19 protein-coding genes and 1 pseudogene are annotated in these 20982 nt (G+C 56.4%); 16 read left to right on the plus strand and 4 right to left on the minus strand.

The genetic code is table 11. The features are described 5' to 3' along the window. Positions 1-73: 73 nt before the first annotated feature. The 6 genes from ACQQCD_RS11650 (at position 74) to dnaE (ending at position 7040) form a co-directional block, all read left to right on the plus strand. On the plus strand, positions 74-598 hold the full coding sequence (locus tag ACQQCD_RS11650) for a cell division protein SepF (RefSeq protein WP_430268550.1): 525 nt from the start codon (positions 74-76) through the stop codon (positions 596-598). A gap of 48 nt (positions 599-646) precedes the next feature. Then, the gene (locus ACQQCD_RS11655; protein ID WP_430268551.1) at positions 647-934 is read left to right on the plus strand and encodes a YggT family protein; all 288 of its coding nucleotides are present in this window, start codon (positions 647-649) and stop codon (positions 932-934) included. Positions 935-1108: 174 nt separating this feature from the next. Next, positions 1109-1834: a DivIVA domain-containing protein gene (locus ACQQCD_RS11660; protein WP_430268552.1), complete on the plus strand. Its 726-nt coding sequence runs from the start codon at positions 1109-1111 to the stop codon at positions 1832-1834. 134 nt (positions 1835-1968) lie between these two features. Beyond that, positions 1969-2544, plus strand: a complete 576-nt coding sequence (gene lspA, locus ACQQCD_RS11665) for a signal peptidase II (RefSeq protein ID WP_430268553.1) — start codon at positions 1969-1971, stop codon at positions 2542-2544. 2 nt (positions 2545-2546) lie between these two features. Further along, positions 2547-3473 (plus strand): RluA family pseudouridine synthase, encoded by a 927-nt coding sequence (locus tag ACQQCD_RS11670; protein ID WP_430268554.1) that lies wholly within the window; start codon positions 2547-2549, stop codon positions 3471-3473. A gap of 9 nt (positions 3474-3482) precedes the next feature. Next, positions 3483-7040 (plus strand): DNA polymerase III subunit alpha, encoded by a 3558-nt coding sequence (dnaE, locus tag ACQQCD_RS11675; protein ID WP_430268555.1) that lies wholly within the window; start codon positions 3483-3485, stop codon positions 7038-7040. Here dnaE and ACQQCD_RS11680 read toward each other — a convergent pair. Then, positions 7037-7537, minus strand: coding sequence for a flavin reductase family protein (locus ACQQCD_RS11680; protein ID WP_430268556.1), 501 nt, complete (start codon positions 7535-7537; stop codon positions 7037-7039). The two genes, dnaE and ACQQCD_RS11680, sit on opposite strands and share 4 nt — an antisense overlap. Before the next feature lie 128 nt (positions 7538-7665). On the opposite strand from ACQQCD_RS11680, the gene ACQQCD_RS11685 reads away from it, so the two are divergent. From ACQQCD_RS11685 to nrdR, 3 genes are all read left to right on the plus strand, one after another. Beyond that, the gene (locus tag ACQQCD_RS11685; RefSeq protein ID WP_430268557.1) at positions 7666-8217 is read left to right on the plus strand and encodes a hypothetical protein; all 552 of its coding nucleotides are present in this window, start codon (positions 7666-7668) and stop codon (positions 8215-8217) included. A 98-nt stretch (positions 8218-8315) separates the two neighbouring features. After that, complete coding sequence (hisD, locus tag ACQQCD_RS11690; RefSeq protein WP_430268570.1) at positions 8316-9641, plus strand: histidinol dehydrogenase; 1326 nt, start codon at positions 8316-8318, stop codon at positions 9639-9641. 131 nt (positions 9642-9772) lie between these two features. Continuing rightward, positions 9773-10267: a transcriptional regulator NrdR gene (gene nrdR, locus ACQQCD_RS11695; RefSeq protein WP_430268558.1), complete on the plus strand. Its 495-nt coding sequence runs from the start codon at positions 9773-9775 to the stop codon at positions 10265-10267. A gap of 52 nt (positions 10268-10319) precedes the next feature. Here the strand turns inward: nrdR and ppgK are convergent, their stop codons facing one another. Together ppgK and map are read right to left on the minus strand one after the other, a co-directional pair. Continuing rightward, positions 10320-11123 carry a polyphosphate--glucose phosphotransferase gene (gene ppgK / locus ACQQCD_RS11700; protein ID WP_430268559.1) on the minus strand — a complete coding sequence of 268 codons (804 nt, stop codon included), beginning with the start codon at positions 11121-11123 and terminating at the stop codon, positions 10320-10322. A 59-nt stretch (positions 11124-11182) separates the two neighbouring features. Beyond that, positions 11183-12061, minus strand: a complete 879-nt coding sequence (map, locus tag ACQQCD_RS11705; protein ID WP_430268560.1) for a type I methionyl aminopeptidase — start codon at positions 12059-12061, stop codon at positions 11183-11185. A 50-nt stretch (positions 12062-12111) separates the two neighbouring features. Between map and ACQQCD_RS11710 the strand changes: the two genes are divergently transcribed. Continuing rightward, the gene (locus ACQQCD_RS11710) at positions 12112-12276 is read left to right on the plus strand and encodes an SPOR domain-containing protein (RefSeq protein WP_430268561.1); all 165 of its coding nucleotides are present in this window, start codon (positions 12112-12114) and stop codon (positions 12274-12276) included. Between the two features lie 4 nt (positions 12277-12280). On the opposite strand, the gene panB is transcribed toward ACQQCD_RS11710, so the two are convergent. Continuing rightward, complete coding sequence (panB, locus tag ACQQCD_RS11715) at positions 12281-13195, minus strand: 3-methyl-2-oxobutanoate hydroxymethyltransferase (protein WP_430268562.1); 915 nt, start codon at positions 13193-13195, stop codon at positions 12281-12283. Between the two features lie 189 nt (positions 13196-13384). Here panB and glnA point away from each other — a divergent pair, with 189 nt between their 5' ends. The 6 genes and pseudogenes from glnA to ACQQCD_RS11745 form a co-directional block, all read left to right on the plus strand. Beyond that, entirely contained in the window at positions 13385-14725 is a 1341-nt protein-coding gene (gene glnA / locus ACQQCD_RS11720; protein WP_430268563.1) for a type I glutamate--ammonia ligase, read from the plus strand. 9 nt (positions 14726-14734) lie between these two features. After that, a complete protein-coding gene (locus ACQQCD_RS11725; RefSeq protein ID WP_430268564.1) occupies positions 14735-17746 on the plus strand; it encodes a bifunctional [glutamine synthetase] adenylyltransferase/[glutamine synthetase]-adenylyl-L-tyrosine phosphorylase in 3012 nt (1003 codons plus the stop codon). 59 nt (positions 17747-17805) lie between these two features. Continuing rightward, positions 17806-19323, plus strand: coding sequence for an amino acid ABC transporter substrate-binding protein/permease (locus ACQQCD_RS11730; protein ID WP_430268565.1), 1518 nt, complete (start codon positions 17806-17808; stop codon positions 19321-19323). Further along, positions 19320-20087: an amino acid ABC transporter ATP-binding protein gene (locus ACQQCD_RS11735; protein WP_430268566.1), complete on the plus strand. Its 768-nt coding sequence runs from the start codon at positions 19320-19322 to the stop codon at positions 20085-20087. Before ACQQCD_RS11730 ends, ACQQCD_RS11735 begins: the two co-directional genes overlap by 4 nt. Positions 20088-20090: 3 nt before the next feature. Beyond that, positions 20091-20630: a GNAT family N-acetyltransferase gene (locus ACQQCD_RS11740; protein WP_430268567.1), complete on the plus strand. Its 540-nt coding sequence runs from the start codon at positions 20091-20093 to the stop codon at positions 20628-20630. 83 nt (positions 20631-20713) lie between these two features. Continuing rightward, positions 20714-20854 (plus strand): annotated as a pseudogene (locus tag ACQQCD_RS11745) (DUF4158 domain-containing protein); the annotation flags it as partial. Between the last annotated feature and the right edge of the window lie 128 nt (positions 20855-20982).

Here is a 20982-nt window from a genome sequence, read left to right on the forward strand (position 1 = left end):
GGATCAGTGGGCCGGAATCCAACCTCGAAGAAACTTCTAGGGCGGCCCAGAACAGACACGATTGGAGTCGACCATGGCTGGCGCGCTGCGCAAGACAATGATCTATCTTGGGCTCGCTGATGGCGACGAACACTACGAGGCTGAGACCCACCAGATCGCACCGAAGACCGAGGACCACTCCGTGGACTATGACCGTGAAGAAGTGCGCTCGAGTGCACCCGTGCGTGAATCAGCCCCCGTTGCTGTTGACACCGAATACCGGGCCCCGGTAACCCCTATTAAACGAGCAGCTGCTGCCCGCGAAGAAAGCACTGGATTGCGTCAGATCACCACAATTCACCCCCGTTCATACAACGATGCCAAAGTCATCGGTGAAAGCTTCCGGGACGGCATTCCGGTCATTATGAATGTCACCGACATGGGTGAAGCCGATGCCAAGCGTCTGGTTGATTTCTCCGCCGGTTTGGTCTTTGGTCTGCACGGTAGCATTGAGCGCGTGACGAGCAAGGTATTTTTGCTCTCGCCCTCCTACGTTGAAGTTCTTGGCGATGACAAGAAGTCCAGCGAAAACCAGGCAAGCTTTTTCAACCAGAGCTAGCGTTCGCGGTAGTAAACCGTCGCAGCCATCGAGGAACGAGATTCATCCGTGGGGATCATTTTTGCCCTGATTTACGTGGCATTGCTGCTGTTTTTTGTAGCTTTGATCATCCGGCTCGTCATCGAATGGACGCAAATGTTCGCGCGTCAATGGCGTCCGCGCGGGGTGGCGTTGATCACAGCGAGTGCGGTCTATACCGTCACTGATCCGGTGGTAAAGCTCTTGCGTCGTTGGATTCCACCGTTGCGATTGGGCGGAATTTCCCTTGATCTCAGCATCATTGTTCTTTTTATTGCGACGAGCATACTGATGGGTGTTTTCAGCGGCCTCGCATAAAATTACTGAAGTAAACGAGAATGCGGCGCACGAAGTCGAATTCTCGTCTAGTGTTCCCTGTGGAACTATTTTCCCGTGCATGGGCACGGGATTACAGTTACGAGTCCATAATTAGGTACCGTAGTTTCATCGGCCGGAAGGCCTACTGACTAACTAGACCAACGAGGTGACCAGATGGCTTTGACGCCAGAAGACGTTGTCAACAAGCGCTTTCAGCCGACCAAGTTCCGCGAGGGCTATGACCAGGATGAAGTTGATGACTTCCTGGACGAGATCGTCGTCGAACTCCGCCGCTTGACGCAGGAAAACGAAGACCTTCGCAAGAAGCTCTCCGAGACCTCCGGCTCCGCCCCCGCCGCGGCAACGACTGCCGCTCCGGTGGTTGAGAAGATTCCCGAGGCAAAGCCTGCAGTTCCGGCCGCCAAGGTTGAAGCCGCTAAGGAAGAGACCAAGGCGCCTGCAGACGCTAAGGAAGCTGCACCTGTTGCCGCTCCTGAGGCTGACAAGCCCGTTCAGGCTGCTGCCCCGGTCGCAGCACCGGCGGCTGCTGCTGCTCCCAACTCTGTTTCAGCAGAGTCCGCAGCAGGCCTTTTGGCCATGGCACAGCAGATGCACGACAAGCACGTTGCAGACGGCGCCTCACAGCGTGACAAGATCATCGCAGAGGCTCAGATCGAAGCCAGCAGCCTGGTCAACGACGCACAGGAGAAGTCACGCAAGACTCTCGGTGCTCTTGAGCAGCAGCGCTCCGTGCTGGAGCGCAAGGTCGAGCAGTTGCGCGGCTTTGAGCGTGACTACCGTAGCCGTCTGAAGTCCTACATCGAAGGCCAGTTGCGCGATCTCGAATCCCGCGGTTCGGTTGCTTCCCCGGACACTTCGGACAGCAACGCTGACGCCTAAGAAGTATTCTTAAAAGCCGGTGGCTGAGGACTCCTCGGTCACCGGCTTTTTCCATTAACAATCAGCGGATCCGGACCAGCGTGCCTACGATCTAACGAACGCCAGTATCAACGCACATTGCGCAGAAAAGAAACATGAGCACCGAGCCACATATGGATAACGTCCACGCCAGCCCAGCTGCCAAGCGACCTCGCCGAGCGCTGCTTATGTCACTTTTTGCCGGGATGGCGATTTTTGCTTACGCCTTCGACCAGCTCACGAAGTTGTGGGTGACTTCCACCATGGTTGAAGGTGAACGGACTCCGGTGCTGCCGCCTCTGCTGCATTGGTATTACATTCGAAATTCCGGTGCGGCTTTTTCAATCGGCGAGAACGTAACCTGGATTTTTACGATCGTGATGGCAGTGGTTTGCATTGCCATCCTTACTCAGGTGCGCCGTATTGGGTCGCGATGGTGGGCGGTGGCCCTAGGCCTTCTTTTAGGCGGAGCCCTAGGGAATCTCACTGACCGGCTGTTCCGGGACCCTAGCTTTGGAATGGGTCACGTGGTGGACTTCATTCAGTTGCCCAACTTTGCCATCTTCAACATTGCAGACTCCGCAGTGGTGTCCTCTGTGGTCATCATTTGTTTGCTGACGCTGCGTGGTATCAGTATCGATGGCAAAACGCCGGCGGCAGCTTCCCCTTCAGAACCAGAATCTGAGGCGTAACGGTGGCTCAAATATTTACGGTTCCCGAGGAACTAAACGGCGTTAGGGCCGACGCCGGACTGGCAGCGTTAATGGGCATCTCTCGTTCTGCTGCAGCTACTTTGCTCTCAGAAGGCAACGTCACCGGTGGGGCAGCGACGCTCAGCAAATCGGCAAAGTTCCGTGCTGGGGACAATATCAGCGTCATCACCCCGGAGCGGCGCGATCCGCTTGCAGTTGTGGAGGAGAAAGTGGAAGGCCTAAAGATTCTTGCCGATGACGAGGACTTTGTGGTCATCGACAAACCAGTGGGCGTGGCAGCTCACCCCTCGCCGGGCTGGGTTGGTCCCACGGTGGTGGGAGGCCTAGCTGGCGCGGGCTACCGCATCTCTACCTCTGGTGCCCCCGAACGAGCCGGCATTGTCCACCGCCTTGATGTCGGCACCTCCGGTTTGATGGTGGTGGCCAAAACTGAGATGGCCTACACGGCTCTCAAGCGTGCCTTTAAGGAACGCACTGTTGACAAGGTCTATCACGCAGTAGTTCAAGGCCTTCCGGACCCGCTTAAGGGAACCATTGACGCCCCCATTGGCCGTCATCCTGGCCATGACTGGCGGTTCGCCGTGATCGAGGATGGCCGCCCCTCAGTGACCCATTACGAGGTACTGGAGGCCTTCGGCAAAGCGAGCCTAGTGGAAGTTCACCTCGAGACCGGGCGTACCCACCAAATCCGTGTGCACTTTTCCGCTTTGCGTCATCCCTGCGCAGGGGACCTCACCTACGGCGCCGACCCGAAACTCGCCGCTCGGCTGGGGCTCACACGCCAGTGGTTGCACGCCCGGGAATTGAGTTTCGATCACCCGCGCACGGGGGAGCGATTCACCGTATCAAGCAACTATCCGCAGGACTTGCAGCACGCCTTGGATCTGCTCGCTGAAGGCAGCGCCTAGAATAGCTGGGTGACTTCCAGCAATGACTCGTTTGTTCATCTCCACAACCACACCGAGTACTCCATGTTGGACGGTGCCGCGCGATTGTCGGAGTTGTTCGACGAGACCGAGCGCCTTGGAATGCCGGCCCTGGCAACCACCGATCACGGGTATCTCTTTGGAGCCTACGACTTTTGGAAGCGGGCTACGGACAAAGGCATCCGGCCCATCATTGGTGTTGAAGCGTACGTAACCCCCGGCACAGCGCGCACTGACAAGGGGCGCGTGCGCTGGGGTGAAGAGAACCAGCGCCGCGACGACGTCTCTGGTGGTGGTGCGTACACCCACATGACGTTGCTCAGCTACAACAACACCGGTATGCGCAACCTGTTCCGGGCATCTTCCATTGCGTCGCTGGATTCTGTTTTCGGTAAGTGGCCACGGCTGGACCGCGAATTGCTCAGCACCTACTCCGAAGGCCTCATCGCCACCACTGGATGCCCTTCAGGCGAGGTCCAAACACGGTTGCGCTTGGGGCAATACCGGGAAGCTCTAGAGGCCGCTGCAGAGTTTCAAGACATCTTTGGCAAAGAGAACTATTTCTGTGAGCTGATGGACCACGGTCTGGACATTGAACGCCGTGTGACGGGAGATCTGCTCAAACTCGCTAAGGAACTAGACATACCTTTGGTGGCCACCAATGACCTCCACTACACACACGAGCATGATGCTAAGGCCCACGAGGCTTTGCTGGCGATCCAATCTGGTTCCACTCTGCTTGAACCTACGTATGACAATGGTGGATCCCGCTTCGCTTTCAGTGGCAGCGGCTATTACTTGAAGTCTCCACGCGAAATGCGGGAGCTGTTCCGGGACCACCCGGACGCGTGCGACAACACCTTGCTTATTGCCGAGCGGTGTGAAGTCTCGTTTAACACCAACGCCAACTACATGCCCAAGTTCCCGTGCCCGCCAGGTGAGGACGAAACCTCATGGCTGGTCAAAGAGGTGGACAAGGGGCTCGCCTATCGGTACCCAGACGGTGTCTCCGAGGCGGTGCGAAAGCAGGCCGACTACGAGCTAGACGTTATTACCAAAATGGGCTTTCCGGGTTACTTCCTGGTGGTGGCCGACTTCATTAACTGGTCTAAGGAAAACGGTATTCGTGTAGGTCCGGGCCGTGGTTCAGGTGCCGGTTCCATGGTGGCTTACGCCCTGCGTATTACCGATCTAGACCCGCTGCGTCATGGCCTAATCTTTGAGCGCTTTTTGAACCCGGAGCGCGTGTCCATGCCTGACTTTGACGTGGACTTCGATGATCGTCGTCGTTCAGAAGTAATTGACTACGTCACCAAAAAATATGGTGATGAGCGTGTCGCAATGATCGTTACGTACGGAACCATCAAGACCAAACAGGCACTCAAGGACTCCTCACGTGTTCTGGGTTACCCCTTCAGCATGGGTGAGCAGCTCACCAAAGCCTTGCCGCCTGCAGTGATGGCCAAGGACATCCCGCTGGGCGACATCCAGAATCCAGAGTCCAAGCGTTATGGCGAGGCGGGAGAGTTCCGCGAACTCGTAGCCAATGATCCGGAAGCTGCCAAGGTCTTTGAAACGGCTCTAGGCATTGAGGGCCTGAAACGCCAGTGGGGTGTGCACGCCGCCGGTGTGATTATGTCCTCGGACCCCATCATCGACGTAGTGCCGATTATGCGCCGTTTCCAAGACGGCCAGGTCATCACCCAGTTTGATTACCCCACCAGTGAGGGCCTCGGCCTGATCAAGATGGACTTCTTGGGTCTTCGGAACCTGACGATCATTTCCGATGCCCTAGAGAACATCAAAGCCAACCGCGGCATTGAGCTGGACCTGGAACGGCTCAACATTGATGATGCCGAGGCGTACAAGCTATTGGCCCGTGGTGACACATTGGGCGTGTTCCAGCTCGATGGCGGGCCAATGCGTTCGCTATTGAAGCTGATGCGCCCCGACAACTTCGAAGATATTTCTGCTGTTATTGCGTTGTACCGTCCTGGGCCCATGGGTGCCAACTCGCACAACAACTACGCCTTGCGCAAAAACGGGCTCCAAGAGGTCACTCCGATCCACCCGCAGCTTGAAGAGCCACTGGCGGAGATTTTGGGCACCACATATGGCCTGATTGTCTACCAAGAGCAGGTTATGGCCATTGCTCAAAAGGTTGCAGGCTTCACCCTTGGGCAAGCAGATATTTTGCGCCGCGCCATGGGTAAAAAGAAGAAGTCAGAGCTGGACAAACAGTACGAGGGCTTCCACGGAGGCATGATCGCTAACGGCTTCTCTGAGGCCGCTATCAAGTCGCTGTGGGACATCCTGCTCCCGTTCTCCGACTACGCCTTTAACAAAGCTCACTCTGCCGCCTACGGGCTGGTGTCTTACTGGACGGCTTACCTCAAGGCACACTTTGCGCCGGAATACATGGCAGCGCTGCTCACCTCTGTGGGCGATGACAAAGATAAGTCAGCCATGTACTTGAACGAGTGCCGGCGTATGGGCATCACTGTGTTGCCGCCGGACGTCAACGATTCGTCCTTGAACTTCACCCCTGTAGGCGAAGATATCCGTTTTGGGATGGGTGCAATTCGTAACGTGGGCGCCAACGCGGTGGATGCCATTGTCTCCACTCGCGAAGAGAAAGAGCCGTACCAAAACTTCAAGGACTTTTTGATGAAGGTCCCGGCTGTGGTGTGTAACAAGCGCACCATTGAATCCCTGATCAAGGCTGGAGCCTTTGATTCATTGGGTCACAAACGCCGCCCGCTGGCCATGATTCACGAAGAAGCGATTGATGCAGTCATTACGCTCAAACGCAACGAAGCTATTGGGCAGTTTGATCTCTTTGCCGGGATCGAGGACCAAGAATCTGAGTCCTCATTGACCACCGAAATCCCGGACTTGCCCGAGTGGGAGAAAAAAGACAAGCTCGCGTTTGAACGGGACATGCTGGGGCTTTACGTCTCGGATCACCCCTTGCAGGGCCTTGAAGGAATTCTTACCCAGCATTCAGAGCACAGCGTTGCCTCGCTTTTGAGCGAGGATGGACCGCACGACGGCGCCATTGTCACCATTGCCGGGATGATCACCTCACTCAGCCGCAGAATCGCTAAGGCTAGCGGTAACGCCTATGCCCGCGCTGAGGTTGAGGACTTGGGCGCCTCCATTGAGGTGATGTTCTTTGGCCAGGTCTACGGGCCAATTGCATCGGTACTGGCTGAGGACCTCATTGTGGTGATTAAGGGCCGCCTGCAGCGCCGGGATGACGGTGCAATCACGCTGAACTGTATGGAGCTTTCCGTCCCGGATCTGAGCGAGGGATTGAATGGTCCGGTGGTGATTTCTATGCCCACGCACAAGGCCACCGAGGCTGTTGTTACGGAGCTGGGCGACGTTCTTCGAAACCACCCCGGTACCAGCGAGGTTCAGCTTCGGCTCAGTGGTACCCGGATGGTGGAGGTGATGAAGCTTGGTGCACATTTGCGTGTTGAACCTTCCCCATCTCTTTTTGGGGATCTCAAAGTTCTTTTGGGGCCAGCCTGCTTGGACGCCTAGATCTCGTAGTCCAAAGGGGTGGGTTGAGAGTATTTTCCGCCGTGATACAACAGCGGAGTCCCGGCCTGCCCCACTGTTCCACCAACAACCTCGACAACAATCACTGCGTTGTTCTCAAAGGACAAGCGGGTTTGGATTTTTCCGATCAGCCACCCGGAGACGTCTTTGAGCACCGGCACATTGTGTGGCCCAAGCTCCCAATGATCACCGCCGAAGCGATCCTTGGTGCGTGCAAACCTGTCAGCCAATGCTTGATTGTCCAGGCCCAGCATGTGTAATCCGATGTAGTCAGAGTTGGCCACGGCCGGCCACGAGCTTGAGGTCCGAGCCATGTTGAAGGTGAAGCGTGGTGGTTTTGCGGAGAGCGATGCTACCGATGTTGCAGTGAACCCGTAAGGGAGATCCTGATGCATTGCCGTGATGATGGCCACCCCAGCGGCATGGCGGCGAAACATTTCCTTAAACGTTTCTTCGAAGGCTGGTTCTTCGGCAGTCATGGTGGTCCTACTCCTAGGTTCGTGCAGCCATACGGTCTGCATTCACTGAACGCTTTCACAGTAATGCCGAGGGCAAGAAAGCAAGAGTTTTTGTTGCCTAGGGTGAAGTTGTTGTTAATGTTTACTCCATGAGTCAACAGCCCGTATGGAGCCCTGAGAACACGCAGACTACTTCCCGACGGGCGGCGCGCAAGCTGGCTGGCAACTCACCTATAGGGGAGCAACGTTCGACGACGGTACTTGCCAAGAGCGTGGCCCTCACCTCGGTTTTGGGCTTGCCGGCTGCCGTATTGTGGTGGCTTTTGGCCCCGGGCGGCCGCATACTGGGCGACGCGGCGGATCCCATGCAGTGGTTCCCGAGAGACCTTGTTTTTGGGGCGGTGGGTGTAGCTGCGGGCATTATTGTGGCTCTAGTTGTGTTTTTCAGGACCCGAGGTCGGGCCTCTGCGCCGCTTTTCTTGGCGTTGATTGTTGGCGCTTGTTTGGCTTCGCTGATTGCGTGGCAGCTAGGCCAGTTGCTGGGTTATTTTTGGGTTCCGCTGACGAGTGCACCTGCCGGCTCAGGGGTGAACTTCACACTGCGCTCGTGGGCGTTGTTGACCGCGTGGCCGGGTGCACTAGCGGTGATGCTCTGTGGTATGTCCTTGGTGAGCCTAGTACGCCGAGCGCCGGTGAGCTAGAAGAATCCAGCTAAAATGGTGCGGTGACTACACAGCCCTTCAAAGCGACCGATGCCAACCCCGCACAGGGCACCCCGGAATCTAACGTGGTGCTACGAATGCTGGATCTGAGGGGGAAGACTCTCTCCACTGCTGAGCTCAAGGCAGCCCTACCGCGGACCCACGGCAACGATTCTTCCTCGGCGGAAGAGATTGTCCGGGACGTTATCGCTTCAGTTCAGCGTGATGGTCTCGGCGCTCTGCGAGGATACGCCCAAACCTTTGATGGAGTTGAACAAGGTCACCCGCGCGTTCCGGTTGAGGAACTCAACCGTGCACTGGAAAATCTTGACCCCGCTGTCCGGTCAGCCTTGGAAGAGTCCATTCGCCGGGCAACTCTGGTGTCGGATGAGCAGCGGCCAGAAGACAGCAGCGTCCGGCTGGACAATGGCGCTGTGGTGTCTAATCGCTGGATTCCTGTTCGCCGTGTGGGTTTGTATGTGCCAGGCGGCCTGGCTGTTTACCCGTCGTCAGTCATTATGAACGTGGTCCCGGCGCTTGCCGCCGGGGTAGAGTCGATCGCTTTGGCGTCGCCACCTCAGAAAGATCACAATGGTCTTCCGCACCCAACCATTTTGGCGGCTGCGCAACTCTTGGGTATTACCGAGGTGTATGCGATTGGCGGCGCGCAGGCTATCGCCACTTTTGCGTATGGTGTGCCCGGAGATGATTCTGGGGATGGAATTGAACCGGTGAACGTTATTACCGGCCCGGGAAACATTTTTGTTGCCACTGCCAAACGGCTGGTGAAGGGGGCCGTGGGGATTGATTCTGAGGCCGGGCCCACTGAGATTGCCATCTTGGCTGATTCAACCGCAACCCCAGCGTTTGTTGCGGCAGATTTGGTCAGTCAGGCGGAACACGATCCCAAAGCAGCGGCTGTTCTGATTACTGATTCGCCTTTGTTGGCGCAAGCAGTCTCTGAGGAACTTCGCGCCCAAGTGGCTGCCACCACTCACCGGGAACGTGTAGTTATTGCCCTCAACGGGGTTCAATCCGGAGTGGTCTTAGTGGATTCCATCGAGCAAGGCATTTCTGTGTGCAACGCTTACGCCGCAGAGCACTTGGAGATTATGACAGCGGACGCACCATACGTTGCCTCTCAAATTGTCAACGCTGGGGCCATCTTTGTGGGGGAGTACAGCCCAGTCAGCCTGGGCGATTACTGCGCCGGTTCCAACCACGTTTTGCCAACCAGCGGCACGGCGGCGTTTTCCTCGGGACTGAATGTCACAACGTTTATGCGTTCGGTTCAATTGATTAATTACGAACGCTCCTCGCTTCAGACCGTTAGCGAGCACATTGTGAATTTGTCGCGCGCTGAGAACCTGCCAGCCCATGGCGATGCGGTGGCCATTCGCTTCACTGACCTGCAGCCTTCGTAACCACTACATGTAGTAATAACATCCTTGTAATTTGACCACATGTAGTCGTAGACTGGGTCGGAATCACGATCTAGCTGCTAGTTTTCCTGCAGTCGAACCCACGAGGAATCGCATGATGAGGGGAGCCCCGGATGTATTGTCCTTACTGCCGTAACCCCGATTCTCGAGTGGTGGACAGCCGTATTGCCGATGACGGCTCAGCGATCCGCAGGCGCCGGCAATGCCCTGAATGTGGACGGCGCTTCAGCACGGTGGAAACCACCAGCCTGTCAGTGATCAAACGCTCAGGCGTGGGCGAACCCTTTAGTCGCATCAAGGTCATCAACGGTGTCCGCAAGGCTTGCCAAGGCCGGCCGGTGACTGAAGATGATCTGGCTATGCTGGCGCAAGAAGTTGAAGAAAACATTCGTGCTAGTGGTGCTGCTGAGATCGAAGCGCATGAGGTAGGCCTGGAGATCCTTGGGCCGCTGCAGAAACTCGACGAAGTAGCCTACTTGCGCTTCGCGAGTGTGTATCAAGCTTTTGATTCACTCGAGGACTTCGAAAAAGCTATCGCTAAATTGCGCCGGGAAGCAGCGCCGGCCACGGAAGTTTCCACCACCGCTCAGAATACCGAGCAACTCTAGACTCCGGTGGTGGCCGCGGAGGGGAAGCCGCCGCCACCACCGGCACCAAAATTTATTTGGTCAGTTTGTGCTGCAAAGCAATCTGTAGTGCAGCGCCCACAATGCCCGCCTCATTCTTCAGCTCGGCAGGGACAATCTTGGTGCGCAACTTCATGTGCGGCAAGTACTCGTCAGCACGCTTGGATATGCCGCCACCCACAATAAAGAGTTCGGGGGAGAACAAGAACTCAACGTGGGAGAAGTAGCGCTGCAACAGAACGCTGTATTCTTCCCAGCTCAGGCCATCGCGTTCGCGAGCCACAGCGGAAGCCTTGGACTCGGCGTCGTGTCCGTCGATTTCCAAGTGGCCTAGCTCAGCGTTCGGGACCAAACGGCCGTTGAAAATAAAGGCGGAACCAATACCCGTACCGAGTGTGATCACCAATACGGTGCCATCCACACCCTTGCCTGCGCCATAGCGAGCTTCAGCAATACCGGCGGCATCGGCGTCGTTGACTACCTCAACAGGGCGGCCCAACTGCTTGGTGAAGAGGGCGTCGATGTCGGTGCCAACCCAGGACTTGTCCACGTTTGCAGCAGACCAGCAAACACCGTGCTGAATGATGCCCGGGAACGTTACGCCTACTGGAGTGTCTTTAGCCGGGGCACCCTTGCGAGAAGACAACTCTTCAACGATCTGAGCAACAACCGCAGCAACAGCTTCCGGGGTGGCAGGCTGCGGAGTGGGAATGCGGAACCGCTCGCCCACCAATTCACCGTCTTTTAGGTTGACGATGCCACCTTTGATTCCGGTACCTCCGATGTCGATACCGATCACCTGGGCGTGGTTCTTGCTCTTCTCGTCCTTCTTAGACACGTCAGTTCCTTCTCTGCAGGCGGACTTCGCCATGGGCAAACGGTGTGTGATGGTGCGGATTAGGGGAGCGTAAGAACTTCCGCGCCATCCTGGGTAACAACAAGGGTGTGCTCAAACTGTGCGGTACGTTTGCGATCCTTGGTAAGGACTGTCCAATCATCGGACCACATGTCCCACTGGATGGTACCCAGGGTCAGCATCGGCTCAATAGTAAACGTCATTCCCGGTTCCATCACAGTGTTGTAGGCGGGCGCTGCGTCATAATGAGGAATGATCAGGCCGCTGTGGAACGCTTCGCCCACACCATGGCCGGTGAAATCGCGGACCACTCCGTAACCAAAACGCTTTGCATAAGATTCGATCGCCCGGCCGATCACGTTGATCTCCCGGCCAGGAGCCACCGCTTTGATGGCACGGTTGAGGGACTCTTGAGTCCGTTCCACAAGCAATCTGGATTCTTCATCAACGTCGCCTACCAAGAAGGTGTAATTGGTGTCGCCGTGCACGCCGCCAATGAAAGCTGTGATGTCGATATTGATGATGTCGCCATCCTGGAGCACCGTGGTGTCAGGGATGCCGTGGCAGATCACCTCGTTGACAGAAGTGCACACAGATTTCGGGAACCCGCGGTAGCCCAGAGTGGAGGGGTAGGCCTGGTGATCGAGTAGGAACTCGTGGCCCACGCGGTCCAGTGAATCGGTGGTGACGCCGGGCTTGATCGCTTCCCCCACGGCAACAATTGCCTGGGCCGCGATCTTGGACGCAATTCGAATTTTTTCGATGGTCTCTGCGGATTTAATCTCAGAACCGGTGAACGGCGCAGGACTAGATTTGCCAACATATTCCGGGCGCGCAATGGACCCAGGGACGGGCAGTATGGGCGCAACTTGCCCTTTGCTGAGCGTGCCGATAGGTGCAAAGGAAGTCAGAGAAGGCATAGATTGAGTCTAGCGGGCAGAACCGCAGTAACCGATCGATTGGAGTAGTCATGGCCGAGTTTTGGTACAACGTGAACACCCACGAAGTGGAAGAAGACGCACAATCCGATTGGTCCCAGTTGATTGGGCCCTACGGTACTCGGGCAGAAGCCGAGCACGCCCTTGAAAAAGTGAAGGCCCGCAATGAAGCGTGGGACAAGGGCGACGAAGAGTAGTTCCCTAGAAAGAATGCTCGGGGCCAGGGAAGCTGCCGTCACGAACTTCGGTGTTAAAGCTTCGCGCGGCCTCGAGCATTGTATCGCGGAGATGTGCGTACTGCTTCACAAACTTCGCCATTTTGCCTGAGCGAAGTCCCATGGCATCCTGCCAGACTAGAACTTGTCCGGTGGTGGAAGAACCGGCACCAATTCCCACGGTTGGAACGCGGAGGGCTTGATCTACCTTCGCGGCAGTATCCGCCGGCACCATTTCCATCAGTACGGCAAAAGCACCGGCATCTTGTAGGGCAAGGGCGTCGTCAATGAGCCGTTGTGCGTCGTCCCCGCGGCCCTGAACCCGGTATCCGCCCAAGGCGTGCTCGCTTTGGGGAGTGAAGCCGATGTGAGCCATCACGGGAATGCCAGCTTGCACCATGGCGCGCACGGTGTCGGCGTAGTAGGCGCCACCCTCCATCTTTACAGCGTGGGCAAGACCTTCCTTCATAAAGCGAACTCCGGTGCCGATGGCTTGGGCAGGAGAAGCTTCATAGCTACCGAAGGGCAAATCAGCGAGGATCAATGCGCTTTTAGCGGAGCGAGCAACGGCACGGCTGAGCGGCAAAAGCTCATCAACGGTGACCGGTAGGCTCGATTGGTTACCGTAGACGTTGTTGGACGCCGAATCGCCAATCAGCAAAATATCGATCCCGGCTTCGTCAAAGATCTCAGCAGAATATTGCTCATATGCGGTCAGCATGGAAAACCGTGTGCCCTGGTCTTTAGCCTGCTGCAAGTGATGGATTCGCACTCGGGGGCGTTGTGTAGGTGCGATCGATGAAGTGACAGCAGGCGCCACGGCGGACGCTGCAGGGCCTGTGCCGTACGGGGCGTTTACTTCAGTGGGCGCTGGGGCAAGGGGGCTTTCGCTGGGGACCATAGGTAGAGCTTATTGCGATAGTTGCCGTACTTGCCACTGAGTCTGTGACGCGGCGCAAGTATCCGGCGCGTCTCAAACAATGACTTGGGCTGCACGTAGGGGCCCAATGATTAGTAGAGTGAGTCAGAAGTTGCTGCCATCCCATCACGGGAGACCGGCACCGAAACCGAGTGGGAGATGAGGCCGCACATGGACCGTCAGCAGGAATTCGTTCTTCGCACTATTGAAGAGCGCGACGTGCGTTTTGTGCGTCTGTGGTTTACGGACGTTGTGGGTTCACTGAAATCAGTGGCCCTTGCACCTGCCGAAGTTGAAGGCGCTTTTGAAGAAGGCCTAGGTTTTGACGGTTCCTCAATTGAGGGATTGGCTCGAATTTACGAGTCGGACTTGCTGGCACAGCCAGATCCGGCCACATTCCAGATTTTGCCGTGGCGCGGCGACACCGAGCAGACCTCCCGTATGTTCTGCGACATTCTGACGCCCGACGGCGAACCCTCCAACGCTGATCCGCGCACTGTTCTCAAGCGAACCTTGGCCAAAGCCGCGGACATGGGATTCACCTGTTACACCCACCCGGAGATTGAGTTCTACCTTTTGAAGTCTCAAGAGCCTGGCCCGGACGGTGCACCAGTGCCGGTGGATGAGGGCGGCTATTTTGATCACGTCCCCGGAGGCGTGGCACAAGACTTCCGCCGTACGGCAGTGACCATGCTCGAATCCGTGGGCATCTCGGTGGAGTTCAGCCACCACGAGGCTGGCCCGGGCCAGAACGAAATCGACCTGCGCTACGCCGATGCGCTCCAGACTGCGGACAACATTATGACGTTCCGCACGGTCATCAAGGAAGTAGCGCTTCAACAGGGTAGCTATGCCACGTTTATGCCAAAGCCGTTTACTAATCACCCCGGCTCCGGTATGCACACCCACTTCTCCTTGTTTGAGGGTGATACCAACGCGTTCTATGAAGCCGGATCCGAATTCCAGCTCTCCAAAACGGCGCGCCACTTTATAGCTGGTGTCCTACGCTATGCGCCAGAGTTCACAGCTGTAACCAACCAATTCGTAAACTCGTACAAGCGATTGTGGGGCGGCGGGGAGGCCCCGAGCTACCTGAGCTGGGGTCACAACAACCGCTCTGCGTTGGTGCGTGTTCCGTTGTACAAACCGGGTAAGGGGCAGTCTGCCCGGATTGAATACCGTGGAATCGATTCCGCTGCTAACCCGTACCTTGCGTATGCAGTGCTGTTGGGCGCAGGGCTCAAAGGCATTGAAAACGAGATGGAACTCCCGGCTGCAGCTGAAGACGACGTGTGGTCCTTGTCCACTGCTGAGCGCCGCGCACTAGGACACGACCCCTTGCCCTCGAGCCTGCATGACGCCTTCCGCCAGATGGAGGAATCAGAGTTTATGGCTGAGATCCTGGGGGAGCAGGTGTTCGAGAACTTCCTGCGGAACAAGCGCGCGGAATGGCAGGACTACCGGCTTCAAGTCACTCCTTACGAGCTGAGCCGCAATTTGGGAATCCTCTAAGTTTTGGCCATGAGCGTTGCCCGCCAGTTGATCACAGCCGGATTCAGTGATCTAGACAAGGGCACAAGATTTCTGGGCGCACCGGAACTTGACGGAATTAGCCAAGACTGGCTATTTGAGGCCTTGGCGCAATCAGCGAACCCGGATACGGCTTTGCAATCGCTGGTGCGTTTGATCGAACGTCATCCGGCCCTTGCCAAGAAATTATCCCAAGAGGGCAAAGATTTTGAGGCGATGTTCCGTCTTCTAGGTGCTTCGGAAGCCCTAGGAGAGTTTTTGATCCGGCATCCGGAACATCTGGATGTTTTGGACGTTCGGACCAGCCCGGAGCCTCAGGCAATCAGCCCGGGGGTTGCCCGAAGTGAGCTTTTGCGTTCCGTCAAGGCAAACCCCAAGGACCTTGCACCCGTCGCGGCGTTGACGGGGCAAGAGGCCTACACTGCGCTGAGGATCCGTTACCGGCGGCTTTTGACCGAACTGGCAATCAGGGATCTCTGCGCCGCCTCGCCGGCGGACTACCTTCCGGTAGTTGCCGCTGAGCTGGCTGACCTCGCTGGCGCCGCAATAGATGCGGCCTTGGCCGTTTCTCGCGCCGAGGCGCAACAAAAGTTCGACGCCGATCAGGTCGCCGCCGTCGAATTTTCAGTGATCGGTATGGGCAAATGTGGCGCGCGGGAACTGAACTATGTTTCCGACGTCGACGTTATTTATGTCGTTGATGCCCCCGGTGTTGATTCAGCAAGCGCCAACAGCGTGGGCACGGCTCTTGCTTCAGGAATATCACGGGCCATTTCAGGTAACGCTCGCGAGCCTGGGCTGTGGGAAGTGGACCCGAATCTGCGGCCTGAGGGCAAAGACGGTCCACTGGTTCGCACCCTTGAATCTCACGTGGAGTATTACAAACGCTGGGCTGAGAGTTGGGAATTCCAAGCTCTACTTAAGGCTCGGTGTATTGCGGGAAGCCAGGCACTAGGCCAGCGTTACGAAGAGGCTATGGCTCCCTTTGTGTGGAACGCGGCAACTCGAGACGGCTTTGTTGAATCTGCCCAAGCGATGCGACGGCGGGTCACTGACAACATCCCGGCGCACGAGGAAGAACGCCAAATCAAACTGGGTGCCGGGGGACTACGCGATGTTGAATTCACTGTTCAACTTTTGCAATTAGTGCACGGAAAAGTCGATGAAACTCTGCGCTGCAGGGACACCACTTCGGCCATCGCAGCCCTCTCTGCCGGCGGCTATATTGGCCGCGCAGATGCTGCTGAGTTTGACGCTGCGTACCGTTTTTTGAGGCTTTTGGAACACCGCATACAGCTTTTTGGGCTGCGGCGCACTCACTTGATGCCCACGAGCGAACCCGCGCTTCGCGCTTTGGCGCGATCCGTGCAGGGCGCTATTCACACCGAACGCGCTACACCGGAAGCACTCAACGCTAAATGGGTTAAAACCAAACGTGCTGTCCGCGAAATGCACGAGCGGATTTTCTACCGTCCGCTCTTGAACACGGCAGCGTCCTTGAGTTCCGACGAAGCACGGTTGAGTCCGGAAGCTGCACAGGCACGTCTGGCCGCGCTGGGTTACAACAATCCGCTGGGGGCTATGCAACACATCACTGCTCTCACCACCGGTGTGAGCCGGCGTGCCGCGTTGCAGCGGCAATTGTTGCCAGTTTTGCTGAATTGGCTCGCCGAGGGCATTGATCCCGACGCCGGATTGCTCGCCTTTCGCAGGATTAGCGAAGAACTAGGCACCACACATTGGTATCTCGGCTTGCTTCGGGACTCTAAAGCTGCAGCGGAACGTTTGTGCCACGTGCTTTCCAATTCTCGGCTGATCGCCGACTTACTGGAAGTCTCGCCCGAGTCGGTGGCCTGGCTGGGTTCAGATAAAGAACTGGTTCCGTTGAGCTTTGAAGCCCAATGGCAAGAGATTCAATCCAAAATGTCGCGGCATACCGATGCTGAAAGCGCCATGCGCCAAGTCCGGATGATCCGGCGCCGGGAAACTCTCCGAATCGCTATTGCCAATGCCGCAGAATTGATCGATCACAGCACGGTAGCCAAAGCGCTCTCAGACGCCGACCGGGCCGCTGTGCTTGGTGCCCTCCACGTTGCTGAACGCACAGCCACCGAGTCACAGCCTTTGATGACGGATGTATTAGTGGTGGCTATGGGGCGCCAAGGCGGCCGCGAGATCGGCTACGGATCTGATGCTGACGTATTGTTTGTTCACCGCGCTCGGCCAGGCTTTAGTGACGATGAGGCTCAAAGCCAAGCGAAGGCGATTGTCTCTAATGTCAACGCCTATCTGACTCAACCGCTCAAGCCCGCCATCCGAGCCGAACGCGCCTTGCTCATGGATGCGGACTTGCGTCCCGAGGGTAAAAACGGGCCAATGGTCCGCAGCATTGATTCTTACCGCGCGTACTACCAGCGGTGGTCACTGATTTGGGAAGCCCAAGCGCTGCTACGGGCACGCCCCATGGCAGGCAATGACGAGCTTGCTGAGGAATTTCTTGAACTCATCAGGCCTATCCGCTATCCAGCAACGCTGCAAGATCAAGAAATTCGTGAAATCCGCCGCGTTAAAGCACGCGTTGAGGCAGAGCGTCTGCCCCGTGGCGCAGACCCAGCACGGCACGTGAAATTAGGCAGGGGCGGGCTCAGTGATGTTGAGTGGCTGGTGCAATTGCTGCAGCTCCAACATGCGCACACCATCACGGAACTTCAGACCACTTCAACGTTGGACGCTCTCGAAGCGGCCGCCGCCGCCGGGCTTGTCCAACGCGAAGACGCCGAGCTTTTGCGCGCTGCGTGGGAACTGGCCAGCCAGGTGCGTTCGGCAAACGTCATCTGGTCAGGAAAAGCCTCGGACGTCCTGCCCACTGCTCGCCGTGATCTAGAAGCAGTCTCGCGATGGTGCGGCTACACGGCTGGCCATGCAGCAGATTTTGAAGAGGACTACTTGCGCCTGACCCGACGGTCACGCGCGGCATTTGAGAGATTGTTCTACGGTCACTAATCCCGATCCAGGACTGATTGCCGGTAGTCTCTTTGGATATTGCGTCGTATTACTTTGCGATGCCAAGACCTATTGAGGGGTTGTTTATTTTGCAAACAGTTCAGCGGTCCGGTGGAATCATCCGCCGAACCTTCGTGCTGATCGGTGCGGCTCTGGCAGCGGCAGCGATGGTTGTTGGTGTCGCGGCGCCAGCTGCTTTGGCGGCCGATCATGGTAACCAGCCAGTCGCGGTATCGGGTAAAAAGTTCGTTATTGGCACCGACACCACGTTTGCGCCATTTGAGTTTCGCGACGACAGCGGCGAACTGACAGGTATTGACATGGACCTCATCCGGTCCATTGCCAAGAGCCAAGGCTTCGAAGTAGAAGTCAAGTCCTTGGGCTTTAGCGCGGCCCTCCAAGCGTTGTCCTCGAATCAGGTGGACGGTGTTATTGCCGGTATGTCGATTACCGACGAGCGCAAGAAAGTTTACGATTTCTCCGATCCTTACTTTGAGTCCGGCGTTCAGATGGCTGTGGCCAAGTCGAACAACGACATCAAGAGCTACGAAGACCTGCGTGGGAAAACCGTAACCGCTAAGACTGGTAGCGAAGGCGAGACCTTTGCTAACTCCATCAAGGCGAAATACGGATTCACTGTTAAAGCACTCGACCAGTCCGCCACAATGTATGAATTGGTGAAGTCCGGCAACGCTGTTGCAGTCTTTGATGACTACCCAGTTCTGGCTTATGGCATTAGCCAGAACAACGGCCTGAAGTCCGTCACGGACAAGGAAAAGGGCGGCTCTTACGGCTTCGCGGTCAACAAGGGCAAAAACCCCGAGCTGCTCGCCGCCTTTAACAAGGGCCTTGCGGAGATGAAAGCTAACGGCGAGTACAACAAGACCCTAGACAAATACCTCAAGGATCCTGCGGCCGCAGCCCCCAGCACCTTCTGGGACTTGGTGGTCAAGAGCTTCCCCAGTCTGCTTAAGGGTCTTGGCAATACGGTACTGGTAACCATCTATTCCTTTATCGTGGCCATGATAATTGGTCTGGTGATGGGCTTTATGAAGATTTCCCGCAACATCGTGCTGCGCGGCATGGCCACCACCTTCGTTAACATCTTCCGTGGCACACCATTGCTGGTTTGGGCATTCTTCTTCTACTTTGGTATCCCGCAGCTCACCGGAAAGCCGATAGACATCTGGGTAGCCGCCGTACTGACCTTGAGCTTGAACTCGGGTGCTTACATCACTGAGATTGTCCGTGGTGCTATTCAGACAGTTGACCCGGGCCAGCTCGAGGCCAGCCGAAGCCTAGGTATGGGCTACGGCAAGTCCATGCAAAAGGTTGTTGTGCCACAGGCCTTTAAGATCATGACTCCTTCATTGATCAACCAGTTGATCATTATGCTCAAGGACTCGTCATTGCTTTTGGCCATTGGCTTCGCGGAACTGCTCTACCAAGGTCAGCAGATCTACGCAGGCAACTTCCGTATTACCGAGACGCTGCTAATTGTTGCCGCAATGTACTTTGTGGTCATTATGCTGCTCACTAAACTCGCTAACTTCGTTGATAAGAGGTTCAACAAATGAGCACCACCGTTGAGCAGGAGACTGCCGCGAAAGAGTCGATGAAAATCACAGTTAAGGGTCTACGGAAGTCCTTTGGCACCAACGAGGTTCTCAAGGGAATCGACGCGAGCGTTGCTGAAGGCGAGGTGGTATGCGTTATTGGCCCCTCAGGCTCAGGCAAGTCCACCTTTTTGCGCTGCTTGAACAAGCTAGAAGAAATTACTGCTGGCCAGGTGAATGTTGATGGCTTTGACCTGACAGATCCAAAGTGTGACATCAACGAGGTCCGCCGGCATATTGGGATGGTGTTCCAGCACTTTAACCTCTTCCCTCACATGAGCGTGATTGAAAACATCATGCTGGCGCCGGTAGAGCTAAAAAAGCAGACCCGGCAAGAGGCCCAGGCGAACGCTACGAGGCTCCTGGATCGCGTGGGACTCTCCGAGAAGGCACATGCCCGCCCAGCTTCGCTTTCCGGCGGTCAGAAGCAGCGTGTGGCTATTGCACGAGCTCTGGCGATGAGCCCGGACATTATGCTCTTTGACGAAGCCACCTCGGCTTTGGACCCCGAAATGGTGGGGGAGGTTCTGCAAGTTATTAAGGACCTCGCAAAAGAGGGCATGACCATGGTGCTAGTAACTCACGAAATGGGTTTCGCGCGCGAAGTCGCAGACCGTGTGTTGTTTATGGCTGATGGTTACGTGTGTGAGTCAGGGACTCCCGAACAACTCTTTGGTAACCCTCAAGAACAGCGCACTAAAGACTTCCTGTCTAAAGTGCTCTAAAGAGTGCAAAACGCTGAGGCAATAGTGTGGCTTGTTCCCCTCAAGGATTTGAGTGAGGACGCGCTTGCTATCAAACTTGGCGACATTGCTGAACTGGCCGTTGAGCCCGATCAAAATGACTTTGTGGGAGACGCTCTCAAAATGTCTTTGATCGGGCTCGAGGTCATTTCTCGCTTCCCCTTCGCGATTGAAGCCAATGGTGAAGTAGTAGGCGTACTGACGCTTCAATACGGAGCAGCCGCCCTAGCTGGGTGGCCTGATGATGAATCTGTGTGGCTTTTGCGTGGGCTTCTGATCGACAAACGATTCCAAGGACAAGGTCTTGGCACCAAGGCCGCGGAAGCTGCTGTGCTGGCCGCCAGGCGCCTAAACGTTAGGCACCAAAGCAAGCAGTCCGGCGTCGTACTTTCCGTCAACGAACGTAACGTACCGGGGCTCCGTGCCTACCGCAAAGCTGGCTATGGTGACCACGGTCAATACCTTGGCGGTGCCAGCGGGCCCCAGAGGACAATGTTCCGCAGCTTTGACGCTGAGCCGCACTAGATTCCAACACGGGGTCTGAGTAGTAGTGGAACAGGATTGCGTGTTTAGCCCTCTGCTACGTGGCTGTCGGTAGTCTGTAGGTTGTGCCAGTTGCATTCTTGAGTGATGCGCAGGCCGCCGCGTTCGGGCGGTTCGTGGGAGAACCTTCGCAGAACCATCTGGAGCGCTTCTTCTATCTCGACGACACCGATCAGCAGTTGGTCCGAAGGCGAAGGGGTGAGCACTGAGGTGTACTACTGATCTGAGACAGTCTTTGAAAGGATTGTTCTCATGTCTTCTCGACCCACCTATTCTGATGAGTTCAAGGCTGATGCTGTTGCGTTGGCTAGTTCCTCTGGCCGGCCATTAGCTC

The sequence above is a fragment of the Pseudarthrobacter sp. J1763 genome (assembly GCF_050490295.1).
Taxonomy (GTDB): Bacteria; Actinomycetota; Actinomycetes; order Actinomycetales; family Micrococcaceae; genus JBNPEO01.

Coding starts and splice junctions, on each gene's coding strand:
- ACQQCD_RS11650 (WP_430268550.1), top strand. CDS start 74: ATGGCTGGCGCGCTGCGCAAGACAATGATCTATCTTGGGCTCGCTGAT.
- ACQQCD_RS11660 (WP_430268552.1), top strand. CDS start 1,109: ATGGCTTTGACGCCAGAAGACGTTGTCAACAAGCGCTTTCAGCCGACC.
- lspA (WP_430268553.1), top strand. CDS start 1,969: ATGAGCACCGAGCCACATATGGATAACGTCCACGCCAGCCCAGCTGCC.
- ACQQCD_RS11680 (WP_430268556.1), bottom strand. CDS start 7,537: ATGACTGCCGAAGAACCAGCCTTCGAAGAAACGTTTAAGGAAATGTTT.
- ACQQCD_RS11685 (WP_430268557.1), top strand. CDS start 7,666: ATGAGTCAACAGCCCGTATGGAGCCCTGAGAACACGCAGACTACTTCC.
- hisD (WP_430268570.1), top strand. CDS start 8,316: ATGCTGGATCTGAGGGGGAAGACTCTCTCCACTGCTGAGCTCAAGGCA.
- nrdR (WP_430268558.1), top strand. CDS start 9,773: ATGTATTGTCCTTACTGCCGTAACCCCGATTCTCGAGTGGTGGACAGC.
- map (WP_430268560.1), bottom strand. CDS start 12,061: ATGCCTTCTCTGACTTCCTTTGCACCTATCGGCACGCTCAGCAAAGGG.
- ACQQCD_RS11710 (WP_430268561.1), top strand. CDS start 12,112: ATGGCCGAGTTTTGGTACAACGTGAACACCCACGAAGTGGAAGAAGAC.
- panB (WP_430268562.1), bottom strand. CDS start 13,195: ATGGTCCCCAGCGAAAGCCCCCTTGCCCCAGCGCCCACTGAAGTAAAC.
- glnA (WP_430268563.1), top strand. CDS start 13,385: ATGGACCGTCAGCAGGAATTCGTTCTTCGCACTATTGAAGAGCGCGAC.
- ACQQCD_RS11725 (WP_430268564.1), top strand. CDS start 14,735: ATGAGCGTTGCCCGCCAGTTGATCACAGCCGGATTCAGTGATCTAGAC.
- ACQQCD_RS11730 (WP_430268565.1), top strand. CDS start 17,806: ATGCCAAGACCTATTGAGGGGTTGTTTATTTTGCAAACAGTTCAGCGG.
- ACQQCD_RS11735 (WP_430268566.1), top strand. CDS start 19,320: ATGAGCACCACCGTTGAGCAGGAGACTGCCGCGAAAGAGTCGATGAAA.